Source organism: Selenomonas sp. oral taxon 136 (assembly GCF_001554015.1).
GTDB lineage: Bacteria > Bacillota > Negativicutes > Selenomonadales > Selenomonadaceae > Centipeda > Centipeda felix.
Genome location: NZ_CP014239.1, coordinates 936,662 through 954,886, shown reverse-complemented (window position 1 = coordinate 954,886; position 18,225 = coordinate 936,662). Strand labels below are relative to the sequence as shown.

Here is an 18,225-nt window from a genome sequence, read left to right as displayed (position 1 = left end):
CTACCGTGACCAGTATCATACGGGGCTAGGGAAGCACTGATAAACTCAGCACCGTCGTCTTAGTACATCTTTTTCCCCTTGTCTGTGCCCTAGAATCCTCCACATGTCCGGAGCAGATGAATTATGCGGAACTTGCGAAACGAGCCGATTACTTTAAGGCAGAAGCAGAGGGGGGCAATGCCATGTGTGAACTGATGGAAAAATTTGGCGAGAAGAAGTTGGAAGAGGGACGTCTTGAGGGGCGTGCCGAAGGTCGTATCGAGTCGGCACGTCGGACGGCGACGGCATTGCTCGCGCTGGGGAAGCTCACGCTCTCTCAGATCGCTGAGGCAACAGAACTGTCACAGGAAGAGGTAAAACGCTTGACAGGGACGCTTGGGGTGTAACCTTGATTAGATAACATTGTCGAATTGATCGGTGCATTTTTCCACTCACGGGAGTACCGCATGAGGCTGAGGGCTTCGTGCGGTGCTCCTTTTTTATGAGCAAAATGTTCACGCAATTAGCATGGCCATGAAGCAATAATGAGAATCTCACGCAAGATTCGTCATATATGAATTGAGAATGTTATTCGATTGTGAAATTTGCCCAAAACTGTGATATAACTCACATTCTAGAGACAAGGATTATAGTAACATAAAAGAACCTATGTAATTGTTTTTTCTGTGTAAAGGAAGCACTGATAAATTCAGCGATTCCTAAACAGAACAGCGGAGGGGTGAAGGCGTGAGCAGTATCTTTCAAAAATTCAAGTATCTGATTCCTACGTCGACTTCTGCGGATGGTCATCAGGAGACGCGCGAGGGCGGACGTACATGGGAGAACATGTACCGTGATCGCTGGTCATTTGACAAGACCGTACGCACGACGCATGGCGTCAACTGCACGGGCTCGTGCAGCTGGAACGTCCACGTCAAGAACGGGATCGTAGCGTGGGAGAATCAGGCGACGGACTACCCGGAGACGGCGCCGGACATGCCGGACTTCGAGCCGCGCGGCTGTCCGCGTGGCTCGACGTTCTCCTGGTATCTCTACAGTCCGCATCGCGTGAAGTTCCCATACCTGCGCGGGGAGCTCGCGGCTCTCTGGCGTGAGGCGCGTGCGTCGCACGCGAATGCATACGAGGCGTGGAAGAGCATCGCCTCGGATCCCGTGAAGCAGAAAAAGTACAAAGAGGCACGCGGCATGGGCGGCTTTGTGCGCTCCAACTGGGAAGAGGTCAGCGAGCTGATCGCCGCCTCCGTGCTCTATACGGCGTATACCTACGGCTCCGACCGAATCTTCGGCTTCTCCGTTATCCCGGCGATGTCGATGCTGAGCTATGCGGCGGGCATCCGTTTCATGCAGCTGATGGGCGGCGTAGGACTCTCGTTCTACGACTGGTACGCCGACCTCCCGCCTGCGAGCCCGCAGATCTGGGGCGAGCAGACGGACGTGCCCGAGTCAAGCGACTGGTACAACGCGGGCTACCTCATCACATGGGGCTCGAATGTGCCGCTGACGCGTACGCCGGACGCACATTTTATGGCGGAGGTGCGCTACAAGGGGACGAAGGTCGTCTCCATCGCGCCCGACTACGCCGAGTCGTCGATGTTCGCGGACACGTGGATTTCGCTGAAGGTCGGCAGTGACTCTGCCCTCGCGATGGCGATGGGACACGTCATCCTGAAGGAATACTATGTTGACAAGACCGTCCCGTTCTTCGTCGAGTACACGCGGAAATACACGGACTTCCCGTTCCTCGTGCGCATCGAAAAGCGCGCGGACGGCACGTATATCCCGGGGCGCATGCTCTCCTCGCGCGACATGGGACGCGACGAGAAGCACGCGGAGTTCCGCTACTATGTGGTGGACGATGTGACGGGCGAGATCGTCATCCCGAACGGCACGCTTGCCGAGCGCTGGAGCGATCAGGAGAAATGGAACATCCGCGAGGAGAACCGCGATACGGGCGCAGAGATCTGCCCGCGTCTCTCCGTCTGGGACGACAAGACGGGGACGGTGGAGGTCGAGCTGCCGTACTTCGGCAACGACCGCGAAAAGCGCACGCTGACGCGCGCGCTCCCCGTGCGCAGTGTCAAGACGGCAAACGGCGAGGTGCTCGTCACAACAGTCTACGATCTGACGCTCGCGAACTACGCGATAGACCGCGGCATCGGCGGCGAGAGTGCGGGCTCCTACGAGGACGATACGCCCTATACGCCCGCATGGCAGGAGAAGTACACAGGCATCGCACCCGACCTCGTCATCAAGACGGCGCGCGAGATCGCGGACAATGCGATCAAGACGAACGGGCGCACGATGATCATCATGGGCGGCGGCATCAACCACTGGTTCCACGCCGACATCGTCTACCGCACGATCATCAACCTCCTGCTCTTCACGGGCTGCGAGGGACGCAACGGCGGCGGCTGGGCGCACTACGTCGGACAGGAGAAGCTCCGCCCGAACGAGGGCTGGGCGCGCATCATGTCGGGCTCCGACTGGCAGGCTCCGCCGAAGATGCTGAACTCCACGTCGTTCTACTATTTTGCGACCGATCAGTGGCGCAGCGACGAGATCCAGACGGACGCGCTCGCGGCGGCAAACGAGACGGCGCGCTATACGCATCCGGCAGACTACGCCCTGCTCGCGGCACGTCTCGGCTGGGCACCCGCCTATCCGACGTTCAACCGCGGCTCGAACCAGATCGCCGCAGACGCGAAGTCGGCGGGCTACGAGGGCGCGGACGGCATCAAGCAGTATGTCGTGAAGAGTCTGAAGGACGGCAGCCTCGACTTCGCGTGGGCGGACCCCGATGCACCCCAGAACTTCCCGCGCAACCTCTTTGTCTGGCGCTGCAACCTCCTCGGCTCGTCCGCGAAGGGCAACGACTACTTCCTCAAGTATCTCCTTGGCACAGAGAACAGCATCTTCCAGGAGGAGGATGCCGCCATCCGTCCGCAGGAGGTCAAGTGGCGTGAGAAGGAGGAGCTCGAAAAGCCGGGCGGCGCGCTCGACGGCAAGCTCGACCTGCTCGTCGCGCTCGATTTCCGCATGGCGGGCAACGCGCTCTACTCCGACGTCGTCCTGCCGACGGCGACGTGGTACGAGAAGACCGACATCTCCTCGACGGATATGCATCCCTTTGTCCATCCGTTCCAGCCGGCGGTCGATCCGCTCTGGGAGTCGCGAACGGACTGGGATATCTATCGCACGCTCGCGCAGGCGGTCTCCGCCGTCGCAAAGGATGTGGGTCTCACTCCGTACACGAACATCGCCGCGACCCCGCTCGGGCACGACAGCGAGGCAGAGCTGGCACAGCCCGACGGCGTTGTGCGCGACTGGAAAAAGGGAGAGTGTGAGCCGATCCCCGGCAAGACGATGCCGAACATCGCCGCGAATACGATCGACTACACGAAACTCTATGAGAAGTGGATTGCACTCGGGCCGAATGCGGGCGGCAAGACGGCGAGCCACGGCAATACGTGGGACTCAGCAGAGGACTACGAGGAGATCCGTCGGCGCAACGGCATCATCGACAACAAGGACTATGTGTCCTACGGCTGCCCCTCGATCTACGAGGCACGGCAGGCGATCGACGCGGTGCTCGGCATGTCGCCGACGACCTGCGGCAGGACGGCCGTCCGTGCATGGGCGGCGGTCGAAAAGCGCACGGGACTTTCGAACCTCACGAAGCTCGCGAAGGATCGCGAGGAGGAGCGCTTTACCTACGATCAGGTCATTGCGCAGCCGCGTGAGACGATCACGGCGCCGACCTTTACGGGCAGCAATCAGAACCGCCGCTACACGCCCTTTACGAACAATGTGGAGGAGCTGATTCCGTTCCGCACGCTGACGGGACGCCAGCATTTCTACATGGATCATGAGGTCATGCGCGAGTTCGGCGAGGCACAGGCGGTCTACCGCCCGATCCTCGATTTCCGCCCCATGAACAAGTCGCTGAACGGTCCGCAGAAGGAGATCACGCTGAAGTATCTCACGCCGCACAACAAGTGGAGTACGCACAGCATGTACTTCGATGCGCAGCAGATGCTCACGATGTTCCGCGGCGGCCAGAGCGTCTGGATGAGTGAGAAGGACGCGGCGGAGATCGGCGTGAAGGACAACGACTGGATCGAACTCTACAACCGCAACGGCGTTGTCGCCTCGCGCGTCGTCGTCTCGCCGCGCATCCCGCAGGGCGCAGTCTTTATGCACCACGCGCAGGACCGCCACATCAACGTGCCGGGCTCGAAGCTCTCCGGAACGCGCGCGGGGACGCACAACACCCCGACGCACATTCACATGAAGCCCACCCACCTCATCGGCGGCTATGGGCAGCTCAGCTATGGATTTAATTACTACGGCCCGACGGGCAACCAGCGCGACTCGTATGTCGTCGTGCGGCGCATGGAGGAGGTAGATTGGCTTGAAGATTAAAGCACAGATCGCGATGGTCATGAATCTCGACAAGTGCATTGGCTGTCATACGTGCTCCATCCTGTGCAAGAACGTCTGGACGAACCGGCGCGGCGCGGAGTATATGTATTTCAACAACGTCGAGACAAAACCCGGCATCGGCTATCCGAAGCAGTGGGAGAATCAGGAAAAATGGAAGGGCGGCTGGGAGCTGAAGGACGGCGCGCTGAGCCTCAAGACCGGCGGCAAGATCTCGCGCCTCGCGAAGCTCTTTTACCATCCGCAGCAGCCCGAGATGGACGACTACTATGAGCCGTGGACGTACGACTATGAGACGCTGATCCACACGAAGCGGCGCAACCACCAGCCCGTGGCGCGTCCGCGCTCGCTCATCACGCAGAAGCGCATGGAGATCAAATGGGGCCCGAACTGGGAGGACGACCTTGCCGACGGACAGTCCGCACGCAAGGACTACAACCTCGGCAAGATCGGACAGGAGATCACGCTTGAGTTCCACGACATCTTCATGAAGCATCTGCCGCGTCTCTGCAACCACTGCCTCAACCCCGCCTGCGTCGCGGCGTGCCCCTCGGGCGCGATCTACAAGCGCGACGAGGACGGCGTGGTGCTGATCTCGCAGGACGGCTGCCGCGGCTGGCGTCACTGCGTCCCCGCGTGCCCGTACAAGAAGATCTACTACAACTGGGAGACGAACAAGGCGGAGAAGTGCGTATTCTGCTTCCCGCGCCTTGAGAACGGGCTGCCGACCGTCTGCAGCGACGGCTGCGTCGGACGCATGCGCTATCTCGGCGTGCTGCTCTACGATGCGGACAAGGTGAAGGCGGCGGCATCGACCCCCGATCCGAAGGACATCTACAAGGCGTACCTCGATGCGCTCTGCGATCCGAACGATCCCGCAACGGTGAAGGCGGCGCACGAGGCAGGCATCCCTGACCGCTGGATCCGCGCGGCACAGAACTCGCCCTCGTATCAGCTGATCGCCGAGTGGCAGATCGCGTTCCCGCTCCATCCGGAGTACCGCACGCTGCCGAACATCTGGTACGTCCCGCCCCTCAGTCCGATCGCACGGCGCGCCGAGGAGAAGGTATTCTTCCCCGGCGCAGCAGAGATGCGCATCCCCGTCGCCTACCTCGCCCAGCTCCTGACGGCGGGCGACACGGCGGCGATCGAGCGCGTCCTCGGCGTGCTGCTCGAGCTGCGCACTTACATGCGCACGAAGCAGACGGGCGAGCCGCTGCCCGCGGGACTCACGCACGATGCGGAGACCTACGAGGCGATGTACCGTCTGCTCGGCATCGCAAAGCGCCGCGATCGGTTCAACATCCCCGCGGGCGTGCAGGACGTATCGCAGGATAAACTGCGCGAGCTGCAGGGGACGGCAGGCTATGCCTGTCCCGGGGGGTGCTGATGATGGAGACAAACAGCATTCAAAAGGAGCTGCTCCTCACCTCCTATCTCTTTGAGTACCCCTCCAAGGAATGGTGGGGGGATGTGAAGGAGTGCGCCGCCGAGGCGCATACCGTCGAGCGCCCGCAGTCGCGCGAGGTGCTTGAGGAGTTCTTTGACTACGTGGAGGAAAGCGACCCGAAGGAGTATGAGGACGCATACGTGCGTGCCTTCGACTTCTCCCAGAACACGAACCTCTACCTCACGACGCACAACTGCACCGATTTTGGCAAGCAGTCCGAGGAGATGCTCGCGTACAAGCAGCTCTTCCTCGATGCGGGCTATGACCTCGACCATGAGCTGCCCGACTACCTGCCCGCGATCCTTGAGCTTGCGGCAGCCGTGCCCGAGGAGCGTGCCGCACACATCCTCGGCGCGGTGCGCCCGAAGCTGGAGCTCCTGCGTGACCGTCTGATCGAGGCGAAGCTGCCCTACGCGTTTCTGCTCGATGTCGTCCTCACGGGGGCGGCGCATCTGGAAGGGAGGACGGCATCATGAAACAGTTTGTCTGGGGCGCGCTCCCCTACATTGCGTTCACGTTCCTCATCGTGGGGACGATCGTGCGCTACACCGTCTTTGAGCGGAACTGGACGACGAAGTCCAGCCAGTTCCTCACGAAGGGGAACCTCCCGCTCGCAGGTCCCATGTTCCACCTCGGCCTCGCCATGGCACTCGGCGGACACATCATCGGCGTGCTCATCCCGAAGGCAGCGACGGAGGCGGTGGGCATCAACGAGCACCTCTATCACATGATCGCCCTCGGCGGCGGTACGCCCGCGGGGATTCTCTTCTTCCTCGGCTTTATCCTCCTGCTCGGCCGCCGTTTCGGCACCGACCGCATGGCGGTGAACACGTCGTCGATGGATCGTTTCCTCTATTTCTTCCTCTTCCTTGCCATCTTCACGGGCTGTGCGGCAACGGGGCTCAACGCCTTGGAGGGCGGGTTTGACTACCGCGAGACCATCGCGCCATGGTTCCGCTCCGTCCTTGCGCTCAGCCCCGACATCTCCTATATGGAAAACGTGCCGCTCATGTTCCGCCTGCACATGCTCGCGTGGATGTCGGTCGCGATACTCTTCCCGTTCTCGCGTCTCGTCCACTGCCTCAGTGCACCGTTCGAGTATCTCTGGCGCAGCCCGATCATCTATCGGAAAAAATAACAGGATATACGATATACCGAATGCCTCCGCATCCTGCGATGCGGGGGCTTTTTTAGGGAGCGCGGTCGGCATGGGGGAGACTTTTCCTCCGAACGAGGTGGAAAATTGGACGCAGAGCACCACAAGCCGAATGTATCCATACGTCCTTTATTGTCGTTTGTGCGCAGATTATGGTATAATGGCAGAACTGAGGGATGTCAATGCGCGTAGTGTTTTATGAGACGGCAGATGGCACCTGCCCCGTTGCGGATTTCTTAGATGCTCTCGATGCGAAGATGTACGCGAAGGTCGCACGGTCGATCCGATTGCTCGAGTGCATGGGAAATGAACTCCGCGCCCCACACTCAACGGAGCTCGCAGACGGCATCATGGAGCTGCGCATCACCTTCGGCGGAAATATCACACGCGTGCTGTATTTTTTCGTTGTCGGCAATACGGCGGTTTTGACGAATGCCTTTGTGAAAAAGACACAGCGTACGCCGCCGCAGGAGATTGTGCGGGCACAGGTGTATCGGGATGACTATCAAAGGAGACATGCACGATGAGAACCTTTGCAGACTATCATAGAGAAAAGATGAAAGATCCCGCGTATAAAAAAGAATACGATGCACTTGAGGAATGGTTTCAAGAAGAACTGGCGGCGCAGAGCCGTTCGGAAACGACGCCCCCTGTGATGCAGCAGACCTCACAGACGCACACGCAGCATGCGCTCGCATAATAGGGTGCATGGAGATATTTCGCTTGTTGACCAAAAGCATAGAAGCCAATATAATAGCGGGACACGTATAGAGAGGACAGGGTGGAATGTGCGATGGGAGAGCCAAATGCTGATGAGCTGATTCGCACGACGCTGGATCGGCGGACGGAGGAGATGCGTGCGACGCTCGCAGCCGATCTTGAGACTGCGTGGAAGCACGGCGTGGAGGCCGGCAAGGCGGAGGGCTTCGCCGAGGGCGAGTTCCGCGGACGCAAGCAGGGCGTCATACGCGTGGCGATGAACTGCCTGCGTGCAGGGCTTGATACGGCGGTCGTCGCCAAGGCGGCGGAGCTGCCCGAGCCGATCATCAAGAAGCTCGCGCAGGACAACGGCATCGAGATCGCGTAAGAGATGCGCGGCGGATGCTTGAGGAAATACCGATGCATTTGATGCGGCGGTCCGCCGCATCTTTTTTGCGTATGACAAGCGCATAGCGCGCAGCAATGGAGCTGCTGCAGGGAACAAAACAGGCCGTGCAGCAACCATTTTACTTGCAGCTGACAGAAAGCGAAGGAGATAAATTTTGATTTGGAATCAGCTAAAAATTTTCTTTGACCTACGTGGTGATATTGCTTCGACACAGGAAATTACGAAGCGGGTCAACGATGGTATCCGATTTCGGGGGACGAATCTCAGCGTTTTGATACTGGCGATCTTTATTGCCTCCATCGGTCTCAATATGAATAGTACGGCAGTCATTATCGGAGCGATGCTGATCTCGCCGTTGATGGGGTCGATCCTTGGGATTGGCTATGGGCTTGCCCGTTATGACAGCGCGTATATACGGTCCGGTGTAGGTAATCTGTTCGCCCAAGTGCTTATTTCAGTTGCTGCATCGACGCTTTATTTTTTCCTCACGCCGATCGATGCCCCCACTTCGCAGCTGCTTGCACGGACATCGCCGACCATCTGGGATGTTTTAATCGCTGCCTTTGGCGGGCTGGCAGGCATCATCGGGATAACACGCAAGGAGGGCGGAAATGTCATTCCGGGGGTTGCGATTGCAACGGCTCTGATGCCTCCGCTCTGCACCGCAGGATATGGGATTGCTACGGGCGTTATGGCGTACACCGTGGGTGCACTCTACCTGTTCTTCATCAATAGCTTCTTTATCTGTCTGACTGCATTTGTTGTCCTGAAACTCATTGACATCCCATCGAAGATTGAGCGGGACTCCGTAGAATTTTCAAGACAAAAAAGATATCTGATGGCCTTAGCCATCCTTGTCACGCTGCCCAGCTGTTTCGCGGCGTATCAGAGCGTGCAGGAAAATCTGGAGAACGAGCAGGCGAAAATATTTTTTGAGGAGAATTTCAAAACACCTCCGCACATTGCCGTCTCCTATATCTTGGATAACGAGAAGAAAACGCTGACGGTTTTTACAATCGCTAGAATATCGGAGGATGATTTTGCGGAATTGACGGAGAAATTGCATCAAAAGAAACAGCTCAAACCGTTTCAGCTAGAAATCTTTTCTTCGGATGACAGTGAAGAAATGGAGGCGATGATCGATCAGAGACTCAGTGAGACAGAAAAAAAAGCTATTCCCTCTGTTCAGGAGCAGCAGACCGTGACCGCACTCAAATCTGCCCGCGAGGAAGGGGAGAAGCAAGGAATGTACATATTGGACTGGAATCGTGAGGCGCGCATCGTTTTCCCGGAGATCTCCCGCATCGCCGTCGGGAGTGTACGCGAACCTGCCGGAACAGGAGGGGATACATCGACAGATCTGAAGGAAAACCAGATTGCGTTTATCTATCTTAACGCCGATATGGACGAAGCGTCGCGCCAACGCCTGACCGAATGGATTTCGGACAAAGCAAAACACCGTGTAGAGGTACACTTCCTTCCTGAGACCGTGTCTGCAACGGGGGAAAAGGGGCTATAGCTTTAAGGAAGCACTGATAAATTCGGCACAACCATCCTGACGCATCTTTTTCGCCCGCTTTTCGTTAGCAAATCCTCCACATAGCTCTCGCTATGCGTCCGGTTTGTCTCCTTGACAGGACAAAAAATCTGCACCAATCCGACGGACTTCATTTTATCAGCGATTCCTTAATCAAAGCAATTGCCAAGAGCGAGTCCGGTGTCATGTATGTGTTTATGCCGCATCTTTTTGTATGCGTCGATTCGGTCGACGTATGGATAAAGCAGCACGGTGAGGGAAGTATTTTCCTGCGATACGGCATCGAGCCGCTCGTCACGATCTCGCACTACGAGACGCCGTTCCACCTTGCCAAAACATACAACGGCTGGATGAGTCATGACCTCATCGGCTTCTACGAGCGGTACGTGCGCACGATCTTTACGCGCTATCGGGAGAAGGTAAAATACTGGCTGACGTTCAACGAGATCAACTCCGTGCTGAACCGCTTCTATGACCGCTGGCAGAAGCCGCTCTTCATCGTGGAGAACGGGCTGGGCGCAAAGGACGTGGGGCTGCATCGACCTCGTGAGCACGTCGACCGCGCAGATGAGCAAGCGTTACGGCTTCATCTACGTCGACCGAAATGACGACGGGACGGGAACGCTCGCGCGGTACCGCAAGAAATCGTTCCACTGGTATAGGAATGTGATCGCGACCCATGGCGGTTGTTTGCAGCGTACAGTAAAATGAGGCGCAGAGCTCCCTTGCCCGTGCGGCACACGCACAGTTTACCCCCGCTTCGTAAAAAAACACCACACAACACGCGTAAACACGACAAAAAATTGTACACGGAAAAAACTTGTCACTAATCACAGGCTTGTGATAAGATGAACAAAGTCGTGCGTGCGGCGGCTGTGCCGCACGTCAGTAGAACACCCCCACGGAATCACTGATAAAATGAGGTGTCGAATTTATCAGTGATTCCAAAGACAAAGGAGGCGCATCTATGGAAACCTTGGCCGCAATCATTTTTGTCGTGATGTACATGGTGATCGTGTCGGAGAAGATCCACCGTACGGTTGCCGCGATGATCGGCGCAGTGCTCATGATGCTGCTCGGCATCCTCTCACAGGAGGTCGCGCTGCACCATGTGGACTTTGAGACGCTCGGGCTGCTCGTCGGGATGATGGTGCTCGTCGGCGTGACGAAGGAGACGGGGCTCTTTGACTACGTCGCCATCAAGGCGGCGAAATCCGCACAGGCGGAGCCGCGCCGTATCCTCGTCTACCTCTGCGTGATCACGGCGGTATTCTCCGCCTTCCTCGACAACGTGACGACGGTGCTGCTCATGGTGCCGGTGACGTTCAGCATCACAAAGATTCTGAAACTCGATCCGATGCCGTATCTGCTGACGCAGATCATCGCCTCGAACATCGGCGGAACGGCGACCCTCATCGGCGACCCGCCGAACATCATGATCGGCAGTGCGGTCAAGGAACTGACCTTCGTCATGTTCATCGAACATCTCGCACCGATCGCCGTCATCTGCATGGTGGTCGTGCTCTTTATCATGTCGACGATCTACCGCAAGAGCCTTGTGACGACGCCGGAGCTGCAGGCGGAGCTGATGCAGATGGACGAGAAGGCAGCGATCACGGATCACGCCCTGCTGAAGCGTTCGCTCTTTGTGCTGGGGCTGACGATCCTCGGATTTTTCACGCACTCCTTTACGCATATTGAGTCCTCGCTCATCGCTCTTTCGGGCGGCTTCCTCCTGCTCCTCCTCGCGGGCGGCAGCGAGCATCTCGTGGAAAAGGCGATGCATGCGGTCGAGTGGCCGACGATCTTCTTCTTCATCGGACTCTTTATCGCGGTCGGCGGTCTGATCGAGGTCGGCATCATTGCCCAGCTCGCGGAGACGGCGGTCAATGCGACGGGCGGCGACCTGACGGCGACGTCGCTCCTCATCCTCTGGATGAGTGCGATCATCTCGTCCATACTGGACAACATCCCGTTCGTCGCGACGATGATTCCGCTCATTCAGAACATGGGCGCAATGGGTATCACGAATCTCGAGCCGCTCTGGTGGTCGCTCGCGCTCGGCGCATGCCTCGGCGGCAACGGGACGCTCGTCGGTGCATCGGCGAACCTCATCGTGGCGGGGATGGCGGCGGAGCGCGGCGTACACATCAGCTTCGTCCGCTACTTCAAGATCGGCTTCCCGCTCATGCTGCTCACGATCGTCCTCTCGACGGTCTACGTCTACGTGCGCTATTTGCTCTGAAATATAGGAAGCGCTGATAAATTCGGCACTACCATCTTAACGCATCTTTTTCGCCCGCTTTTCGTTAGCAAATCCTCCACATAGTCTTTGCTATGCGTCCGGTTTGCTGCCTCAATCGGACAAAAAATCTACGTCAATATGGCAGACCTCATTTTATCAGCGATTCCTATAAAAGAAAATTATTCTTTGCAGGAAAATAGAGCGTTTGCGCGAATCAAATAAATACTGGAAAATTGCGGGAGACACCGGCACAGTTTCGGTGTCTCTCTTTTTGACCGAGGAATGCCCTGCTCTTTGTGGTTTACGCAGCCGCAGCGGGGCAGGGAGTATCATCAGGCAGGAGGGAGCTATGTTTATTCTTGCATCGGCATCGCCGCGCCGCCGCGCACTCCTGCGCCAGATCGGGGCGCAGTTCGTCTCGATCACGCCCGCCGTCGCGGAGCGCAAAGACGGGGAGCACCCGCGCGACGATGTGATCTACAATGCGCTGATGAAGGCGCGCAAGGTGGCGGCGGAGTACCCCGACCACGCCGTCCTCGGGGCGGATACGGCGATAGTCCTCGGCGGCAAGTCGTTCGGCAAGCCGCGTGACGCCGAGGAGGCGCGCCACATCCTCTCCCTGCTGGAGGGGCGTCAGCACACGGTACTGACGGGGATCGCGTGGGTCGTGGATGGACGCGTAGTCACGGACGCGACGGAGACGACGGTGCGTTTTGCGCCGATGTCGCCGGCGGAGATCGCCGCATACGTGGCGACGGGCGAACCGATGGGCAAGGCGGGGGCGTATGCGATTCAGGGGCGCGCGGCCGTCTACATCGAGGAGATCCACGGCTCGTTCTCGAATGTCGTCGGGCTGCCTCTCTACGCCGTGGCGGCACTCGCGCGCACGGCGGGCGTCGTCATGGAGGCAGCGGACGATGCCGCTCTCTGACCTCCCGCACGGGGAGCTGCCGCGCGAGCGGCTTCTGGCGCATGGGGCAGCAGTGCTCAGCGACGCGGAGCTATTGGCCGTTCTCCTGCGGACGGGGCGGACGGGAGAGCATGTCCTCGATCTCGCACGCGGCATCGTCGCGCAGTTTCGGGAGGAGGGGCTCGCGGCGATCCTGCGCATGCCAGCCGCCGAGTTTGCACGCATCCCGGGCATCGGCGGGGCAAAGGCGGCGACGGTACTCGCCGCCCTAGAGCTCGGCCGACGCGCCTACGCGGGGACGCACGGGATGCCGCACCTGAACGAGGCGGCGGATGTGATGACGCTCCTTTCGGCGCGCTGCCATGCGGAGCGACGCGAGCACTTCTTCGTCCTGCCGCTCTCGGCAAAGAACGAGCTGCTGATGCTCGCCGATGTGTCGACGGGGACGCTCACGAATGCGCTGGTGCACCCGCGCGAGGTATTCGAGCCCGCGATCCGCTGCGGCGCGGCGCATGTGATCGTCGCACACAACCACCCGAGCGGCGACCCCACGCCGAGCGCGGAGGATCACCGCCTCACACGCAGTCTGTACGAGGCGGGGAAACTGCTCGGCATCCCTGTGACGGATCATGTCGTCGTCGCGCGGGACGGTTTCTTCAGCTTTGCCGAGGAGGGGCTGTTGTAAGGAATCGCTGATAAATTCAGCCGCGCCATCTTGACGCATCTTTTTTGCCCGCACTTCGGCGGAAAATCCTCCACAGAGCACCACTCTGCGTCCGGTTTTCCACCTCGTTCGGACGAAAAATCTACGCCAATCTGACGGACTTCATTTTATCAGCGATTCCGTAATACTTTTTTTTCACAGAAAAAGGATTTGCCGTTTTATCATCGAAATATACAGATAACGTAACTAACAATATGCAGCAAATTAGGAGGGATTATGATGAGTGACATCAAGAAGATTCTCGTCCCTGTGGATGGTTCGGTCAACGGCTGCAAGGCTGTGGACGAGGCGCTCTCGATCGCGGAAAAATGCGGTGCGGAGCTGGATTTTGTCTACGTCGCGAGCAACATCAACAAGGATATCCCGAGCCATATCGTCTTTGACCGTATCTGGGAGAAGCTGCCCGAGAGCCTGACGGCGCGCAAGCACGTCAAGAGCGGGCACGTCGCCAAGTGCATTCTGGAGCTGGCCGATGAGGAGAAGGCGGATATCATCATCATGGGCAGCCGTGGTCTCGGCCTCCTCAAGGGCGTATTTATCGGCAGCGTCAGCCAGAAGGTGGTGGAGGAGTCGAAGATCCCCGTCATGGTCGTCAAATAGGAGGTGCAGCCATGACGGTACGTGAGCGTTTGGAGGAGCAGGAGGCGGCTCTGCTGTCGCCGCTGGCGGCGCGCAGCGTGGATGCATCGCGCAGTCATCCGATGGCGGAGTGCCCCTTTCGCACAAAGTTCCAACGCGACCGTGACCGCATTCTGCATTCCAAGTCCTTTCGCCGGCTAAAGCACAAGACGCAGGTCTACATCGTGGCGGGCGACCACTACCGCACGCGCATGACGCACAGCCTTGAGGTGGCGCAGATCTCGCGCACGATCGCGCGGAGTCTGCGGCTCAACGAGGATCTGACGGAGGCGATCGCCCTCGGGCACGATGTCGGACATACGCCGTTCGGACATGCGGGCGAGGCGGTGATGGAGGAGATCCTCGGGCATTTTGCCCACAACGAGCAGAGCCTGCGCATGGTGGAGATCCTAGAGCGCGGCGGGCACGGGCTGAACCTTACGGGCGCGGTGCGCGACGGCATCCTGAACCACACGGGAAAGGGGATGCCGTCGACGTTTGAGGGACGCATTGTCCGCATCGCCGACCGCATCGCCTACCTCTGCCACGACTATGACGACAGCCTGCGTGCGGGGCTCCTCACGGCGGATGATCTGCCGGCAGAGGTGCGCGACGCGTTCGGTACGGATACGTCGGCGATGATCACAAGCATGGTGTCGGATATGATCGTCACCTCGGAGGCACGCGGCGACGCGGCGCTCTCTCCGGAGGTGCAGCATGTGATGGATGCGTTCCGCAGCTTTATGTTCGAGCACATCTATCATTCCAAGACGCTCGCGCACGAGCGCGCACAGGCGGGCTATGTCCTGCGTGCGCTGATGGATCACTTCACCGTGTACTTTGACACGCTGCCGCGCGAGTTTATCGCGCGGGCGGAGCGGTGGGGGCGCGAGCAGTGCGTCGTGGACTACGTGGCAGGGCTGACGGACAGCTACGCCGTCGCGCTGTTCCGCGAGATCTACATCCCGCCCGTCGATCAGATGACCATCAAACCAATATAAGGAGAAACCTATGCGTGACCCGAGGATGGAGGCGTTCGTGCAGCAGGTGCGCGCAGGAACGGACATCCTCGCCGTCGTGCAGAGCTATGTATCTCTGAAGCGCAAGGGCAACCGCTACTGGGGCTGCTGCCCGTTCCACAGCGAAAAGACCGCATCGTTTTCCGTTGTGCCGTCGGAGGGCTTTTTTTACTGCTTCGGCTGCCATGCGGGCGGCGATGCGTTCAAATTTCTCTCGCTCATCGAGCACATCACCCCGTTTGAGGCGATCCTGCGGCAGGCGGAGCAGCTCGGCATCGAGCGCCCCGCACGCAAGCGCGACGCACAGGAGGAGGCGCGCCTGCGCGCCCTCGACGACCTGCGCCGCGTAAACGCGCTCGCACGTGACTTCTTTCACAACTGCCTCACCATGACGCGCTACGGCGCGGCGGGCAAGGCATACCTCGCGGGGCGCGGCATCACGGACGTGGCCATCGAACGCTACGGCATCGGCTTTGCCCCGGATGCGTGGTCAAAGCTCTCCGATGCGTTCCAAAAGCGCGGCGTCGCGGAGCACGTCCTCGTCGATGCGGGGCTTGCCGTGCGGCGTGAGCGTGGGGACGGGATCTACGATCGCTTTCGCGGACGTGTCATCATCCCCATCGCGGATGAGCGCGGGCGCGTTGTCGGCTTCGGCGGACGTGCGCTCGGCGATGCCCAGCCGAAATATCTCAATACGGCGGAGACGCCTGTCTTTAACAAGCGAAAGCTTCTCTTTGGCATGGATCGTGCGCACAGTGCGATTGCCCGCGCGGGCTATACCATCGTCGTCGAGGGCTACATGGACGCGATTGCTGCGTGGGAGGCGGGCGTTGACAACGTCGTCGCGACGCTCGGCACGTCGTTCACGAGCGACCACGCCGCACTGCTCCTGCGCCGCGCCCCGCGCATCGTCTTCTGCTACGACAGCGACCGCGCGGGACAGGAGGCGACCCTGCGCGCGCTCGCGGCGGTGCATGGGCGCGCGGCGGAGCTGCGCGTCCTCCTCCTGCCCGACGGCAAGGATCCCGATGAGTACGTGCGCACGCACGGCGCGGATGCGTTCCGCGCCCTCGTCGAGACGGCCGTGCCCGCGCCCGCCTTCCACCTGCGCCATATCCGCGCGCAGATGGCGGACGGCATCGAGGGACAGCGTACGGCGCTGCGCGCGATGCTGCCTGTCCTCGCGGAGCTGGATCCTGTGGAGCGCGCTGCATACGTGCGCCGCACGGCGGCGGAGCTCTTTCTCGACGAGGGGGTCGTTGCCGACGCTCTGCGCCGCTGGCTGCGGCGCGGTGGTGCGGCAGAGGAACCTGCCGCACCCACTGCGGGCACGCCCGTACGACGTGCGGATCGTGCCCTGCAGCGCGCAGGGCGACAGCTCATCGCGGCCGTGCGGCAGGATCCCGATTTCCTCGCGCAGATCACGGCGGCCGTGCCGCTCGATGCGTTTCCCGATGAATTCTTCGGCACGATTTTTTGCGCCGTTGCCGCGCAGATCGCGGCGGGGGGCGTGATTGATGCGGATTTTATCGCGGCGCAGCCGGCGGAGGAGAGCGCGGAGATCACGCGTGCGCTGGTCGAGGAGCCGCCCACGTCGGAGGCACGCGCGGGTGCGCTCGCGGTATTTCGGCGGGCGCATTTGACCGCTGCCCTCGCACAGCATACACATCGTGCAGAAACGATGATGCAGGAAGGAAAAGCGGGCTACGTTGACGAATTAAACGAAGTGAAGCGCATTCAGGATGAGCTTGCCCACATCGGCACACAGGAATAAATATGCAGATTCCTTTAACAACGACCTGCGGTGAACGATATAATAAGTAATAGTAACTATTTAGAAAAAATACGAACTGAAAGGAGGGGGCAGAGTGCAGATCGCGGCATTACGAAAAGAAACGGAGCAGACGGCTACGCCTGTAGAGATCATGGATCTGCTGAAGAAAGGCAGAGCAAACGGCGGAACACTCACCTGCAGTGAGATGATGGACGCGCTCGCGCAGGACAGCGTGACCCCCGACGCAATGGATGCGCTGTATCAGCGCTGCATGGATGAGGGCATCGAGATCATCGACGATGCCGATGTCGGTGCAGAGGATGACGCAGCGGATTTCGCCGATGATTTGGAGGATAAGGACGAGACGGACGCCGATGTCGATATCGACCTCTCCGTACCCGAGGGTGTTGCGCTCGACGACCCCGTCCGCATGTACCTCAAGGAAATCGGGCGCGTTCCCCTGCTGACCGCAGAGGAGGAGGTCGATCTCGCACGCCGCATGGAGGCGGGCGATGAGACGGCACGCCACCGTCTGGAGGAGGCGAATCTGCGCCTCGTCGTCAGTATCGCGAAGCGGTACGTTGGGCGCGGCATGATGTTCCTCGATCTCATCCAAGAGGGGAATCTCGGGCTCCTGAAGGCGGTCGAGAAGTTCGACTACAGCAAGGGCTATAAATTCAGCACCTATGCGACGTGGTGGATCCGGCAGGCGATCACGCGTGCCATCGCCGATCAGGCGCGCACGATCCGCATCCCCGTGCACATGGTCGAGACGATCAATAAGTATATCCGCGTCTCGCGTCAGCTCCTGCAGGAGCTCGGCCGCGACCCGACGCCGGAGGAGATCGCGCACCGCATGGGACTGAGTGTGGCGCGCGTGCGTGAGATCATGAAGATCTCGCAGGAACCCGTGTCCCTTGAGACGCCGATCGGCGAGGAGGAGGACACACATCTTTCCGATTTTATCGAGGACGAGGCGGCACCCGACCCCGCAGATGCGGCGTCCATGCTGCTGCTCAAGGAACAGATCTCGGAGGTGCTGACGACGCTCGCCCCGCGTGAGGCGGAGGTGCTGCGTCTGCGGTTCGGCCTTGTGGACGGACGCTCCCGCACCCTCGAGGAGGTTGGACAGAACTTTGGCGTGACGCGTGAGCGCATCCGCCAGATCGAGGCAAAGGCTCTGCGGAAACTCAGACATCCAGTGCGCCTGCGCAAACTACAGGGAAATTTTGACGCGTAAGGTG

General features: G+C 59.6%; 17 protein-coding genes and 2 pseudogenes. 17 read left to right on the top strand and 2 right to left on the bottom strand.

Annotation, left to right across the window (positions count from 1 at the left end; translation table 11 throughout):
- Positions 1-107: 107 nt before the first annotated feature.
- The 9 genes and pseudogenes from AXE86_RS04575 to AXE86_RS04540 all read left to right on the top strand — a co-directional run.
- Positions 108-386: pseudogene (locus tag AXE86_RS04575) on the top strand (nuclease); the annotation flags it as partial.
- Between the two features lie 340 nt (positions 387-726).
- Positions 727-4,422, top strand: coding sequence for a nitrate reductase subunit alpha (locus AXE86_RS04570; protein ID WP_061945150.1), 3,696 nt, complete (start codon positions 727-729; stop codon positions 4,420-4,422).
- Positions 4,412-5,830: a nitrate reductase subunit beta gene (narH, locus tag AXE86_RS04565; protein ID WP_061945148.1), complete on the top strand. Its 1,419-nt coding sequence runs from the start codon at positions 4,412-4,414 to the stop codon at positions 5,828-5,830. Before AXE86_RS04570 ends, narH begins: the two co-directional genes overlap by 11 nt.
- A 2-nt stretch (positions 5,831-5,832) precedes the next feature.
- A complete protein-coding gene (gene narJ / locus AXE86_RS04560; protein ID WP_061945146.1) occupies positions 5,833-6,366 on the top strand; it encodes a nitrate reductase molybdenum cofactor assembly chaperone in 534 nt (177 codons plus the stop codon).
- Positions 6,363-7,028, top strand: coding sequence for a respiratory nitrate reductase subunit gamma (gene narI / locus AXE86_RS04555; protein WP_061945144.1), 666 nt, complete (start codon positions 6,363-6,365; stop codon positions 7,026-7,028). Before narJ ends, narI begins: the two co-directional genes overlap by 4 nt.
- 200 nt (positions 7,029-7,228) lie before the next feature.
- Positions 7,229-7,573 carry a type II toxin-antitoxin system RelE/ParE family toxin gene (locus tag AXE86_RS04550; protein WP_061945143.1) on the top strand — a complete coding sequence of 115 codons (345 nt, stop codon included), beginning with the start codon at positions 7,229-7,231 and terminating at the stop codon, positions 7,571-7,573.
- Positions 7,570-7,746 carry an XRE family transcriptional regulator gene (locus tag AXE86_RS12640; RefSeq protein ID WP_157064409.1) on the top strand — a complete coding sequence of 59 codons (177 nt, stop codon included), beginning with the start codon at positions 7,570-7,572 and terminating at the stop codon, positions 7,744-7,746. The genes AXE86_RS04550 and AXE86_RS12640 overlap by 4 nt, the downstream gene beginning before the upstream one ends.
- 93 nt (positions 7,747-7,839) lie before the next feature.
- Entirely contained in the window at positions 7,840-8,133 is a 294-nt protein-coding gene (locus AXE86_RS04545) for a hypothetical protein (protein WP_061945141.1), read from the top strand.
- A gap of 175 nt (positions 8,134-8,308) precedes the next feature.
- Complete coding sequence (locus AXE86_RS04540; RefSeq protein WP_061945139.1) at positions 8,309-9,673, top strand: DUF389 domain-containing protein; 1,365 nt, start codon at positions 8,309-8,311, stop codon at positions 9,671-9,673.
- A gap of 2 nt (positions 9,674-9,675) precedes the next feature.
- Here the strand turns inward: AXE86_RS04540 and AXE86_RS13140 are convergent, their stop codons facing one another.
- Positions 9,676-9,825, bottom strand: coding sequence for a secretion protein HlyD (locus AXE86_RS13140; RefSeq protein WP_071884685.1), 150 nt, complete (start codon positions 9,823-9,825; stop codon positions 9,676-9,678).
- On the opposite strand from AXE86_RS13140, the pseudogene AXE86_RS04535 reads away from it, so the two are divergent.
- Together AXE86_RS04535 and AXE86_RS04530 are read left to right on the top strand one after the other, a co-directional pair.
- Positions 9,766-10,402, top strand: a pseudogene (locus AXE86_RS04535) (family 1 glycosylhydrolase). The gene AXE86_RS13140 and the pseudogene AXE86_RS04535 overlap by 60 nt on opposite strands.
- A gap of 256 nt (positions 10,403-10,658) precedes the next feature.
- Positions 10,659-11,936: an SLC13 family permease gene (locus AXE86_RS04530; RefSeq protein ID WP_061945137.1), complete on the top strand. Its 1,278-nt coding sequence runs from the start codon at positions 10,659-10,661 to the stop codon at positions 11,934-11,936.
- On the opposite strand, the gene AXE86_RS13560 is transcribed toward AXE86_RS04530, so the two are convergent.
- Positions 11,924-12,064, bottom strand: a complete 141-nt coding sequence (locus tag AXE86_RS13560) for a secretion protein HlyD (RefSeq protein WP_071884684.1) — start codon at positions 12,062-12,064, stop codon at positions 11,924-11,926. The genes AXE86_RS04530 and AXE86_RS13560 overlap by 13 nt on opposite strands.
- Before the next feature lie 221 nt (positions 12,065-12,285).
- Here AXE86_RS13560 and AXE86_RS04525 point away from each other — a divergent pair, with 221 nt between their 5' ends.
- From AXE86_RS04525 to rpoD, 6 genes are all read left to right on the top strand, one after another.
- Positions 12,286-12,867 (top strand): Maf family protein, encoded by a 582-nt coding sequence (locus tag AXE86_RS04525; RefSeq protein ID WP_061945135.1) that lies wholly within the window; start codon positions 12,286-12,288, stop codon positions 12,865-12,867.
- Positions 12,854-13,531: a RadC family protein gene (radC, locus tag AXE86_RS04520; protein ID WP_009753256.1), complete on the top strand. Its 678-nt coding sequence runs from the start codon at positions 12,854-12,856 to the stop codon at positions 13,529-13,531. Before AXE86_RS04525 ends, radC begins: the two co-directional genes overlap by 14 nt.
- A gap of 255 nt (positions 13,532-13,786) precedes the next feature.
- The gene (locus AXE86_RS04515) at positions 13,787-14,170 is read left to right on the top strand and encodes a universal stress protein (protein WP_170950735.1); all 384 of its coding nucleotides are present in this window, start codon (positions 13,787-13,789) and stop codon (positions 14,168-14,170) included.
- An 11-nt stretch (positions 14,171-14,181) separates the two neighbouring features.
- Positions 14,182-15,189 (top strand): deoxyguanosinetriphosphate triphosphohydrolase, encoded by a 1,008-nt coding sequence (locus AXE86_RS04510; protein ID WP_050342496.1) that lies wholly within the window; start codon positions 14,182-14,184, stop codon positions 15,187-15,189.
- A gap of 10 nt (positions 15,190-15,199) precedes the next feature.
- On the top strand, positions 15,200-16,981 hold the full coding sequence (dnaG, locus tag AXE86_RS04505; RefSeq protein ID WP_061945133.1) for a DNA primase: 1,782 nt from the start codon (positions 15,200-15,202) through the stop codon (positions 16,979-16,981).
- Between the two features lie 94 nt (positions 16,982-17,075).
- On the top strand, positions 17,076-18,221 hold the full coding sequence (gene rpoD / locus AXE86_RS04500) for an RNA polymerase sigma factor RpoD (protein WP_083501149.1): 1,146 nt from the start codon (positions 17,076-17,078) through the stop codon (positions 18,219-18,221).
- Positions 18,222-18,225 lie beyond the last annotated feature (4 nt).

Excerpts from the sequence above, each read along its gene's own strand:
- AXE86_RS04550 (WP_061945143.1), top strand. The coding sequence starts at position 7,229 with ATGCGCGTAGTGTTTTATGAGACGGCAGATGGCACCTGCCCCGTTGCG.
- AXE86_RS04525 (WP_061945135.1), top strand. The coding sequence starts at position 12,286 with ATGTTTATTCTTGCATCGGCATCGCCGCGCCGCCGCGCACTCCTGCGC.
- AXE86_RS13140 (WP_071884685.1), bottom strand. The coding sequence starts at position 9,825 with ATGAAGTCCGTCGGATTGGTGCAGATTTTTTGTCCTGTCAAGGAGACA.
- dnaG (WP_061945133.1), top strand. The coding sequence starts at position 15,200 with ATGCGTGACCCGAGGATGGAGGCGTTCGTGCAGCAGGTGCGCGCAGGA.
- AXE86_RS04515 (WP_170950735.1), top strand. The coding sequence starts at position 13,787 with ATGATGAGTGACATCAAGAAGATTCTCGTCCCTGTGGATGGTTCGGTC.
- narI (WP_061945144.1), top strand. The coding sequence starts at position 6,363 with ATGAAACAGTTTGTCTGGGGCGCGCTCCCCTACATTGCGTTCACGTTC.
- AXE86_RS12640 (WP_157064409.1), top strand. The coding sequence starts at position 7,570 with ATGAGAACCTTTGCAGACTATCATAGAGAAAAGATGAAAGATCCCGCG.
- narJ (WP_061945146.1), top strand. The coding sequence starts at position 5,833 with ATGGAGACAAACAGCATTCAAAAGGAGCTGCTCCTCACCTCCTATCTC.
- AXE86_RS04530 (WP_061945137.1), top strand. The coding sequence starts at position 10,659 with ATGGAAACCTTGGCCGCAATCATTTTTGTCGTGATGTACATGGTGATC.
- AXE86_RS04510 (WP_050342496.1), top strand. The coding sequence starts at position 14,182 with ATGACGGTACGTGAGCGTTTGGAGGAGCAGGAGGCGGCTCTGCTGTCG.
- radC (WP_009753256.1), top strand. The coding sequence starts at position 12,854 with ATGCCGCTCTCTGACCTCCCGCACGGGGAGCTGCCGCGCGAGCGGCTT.
- AXE86_RS04545 (WP_061945141.1), top strand. The coding sequence starts at position 7,840 with ATGGGAGAGCCAAATGCTGATGAGCTGATTCGCACGACGCTGGATCGG.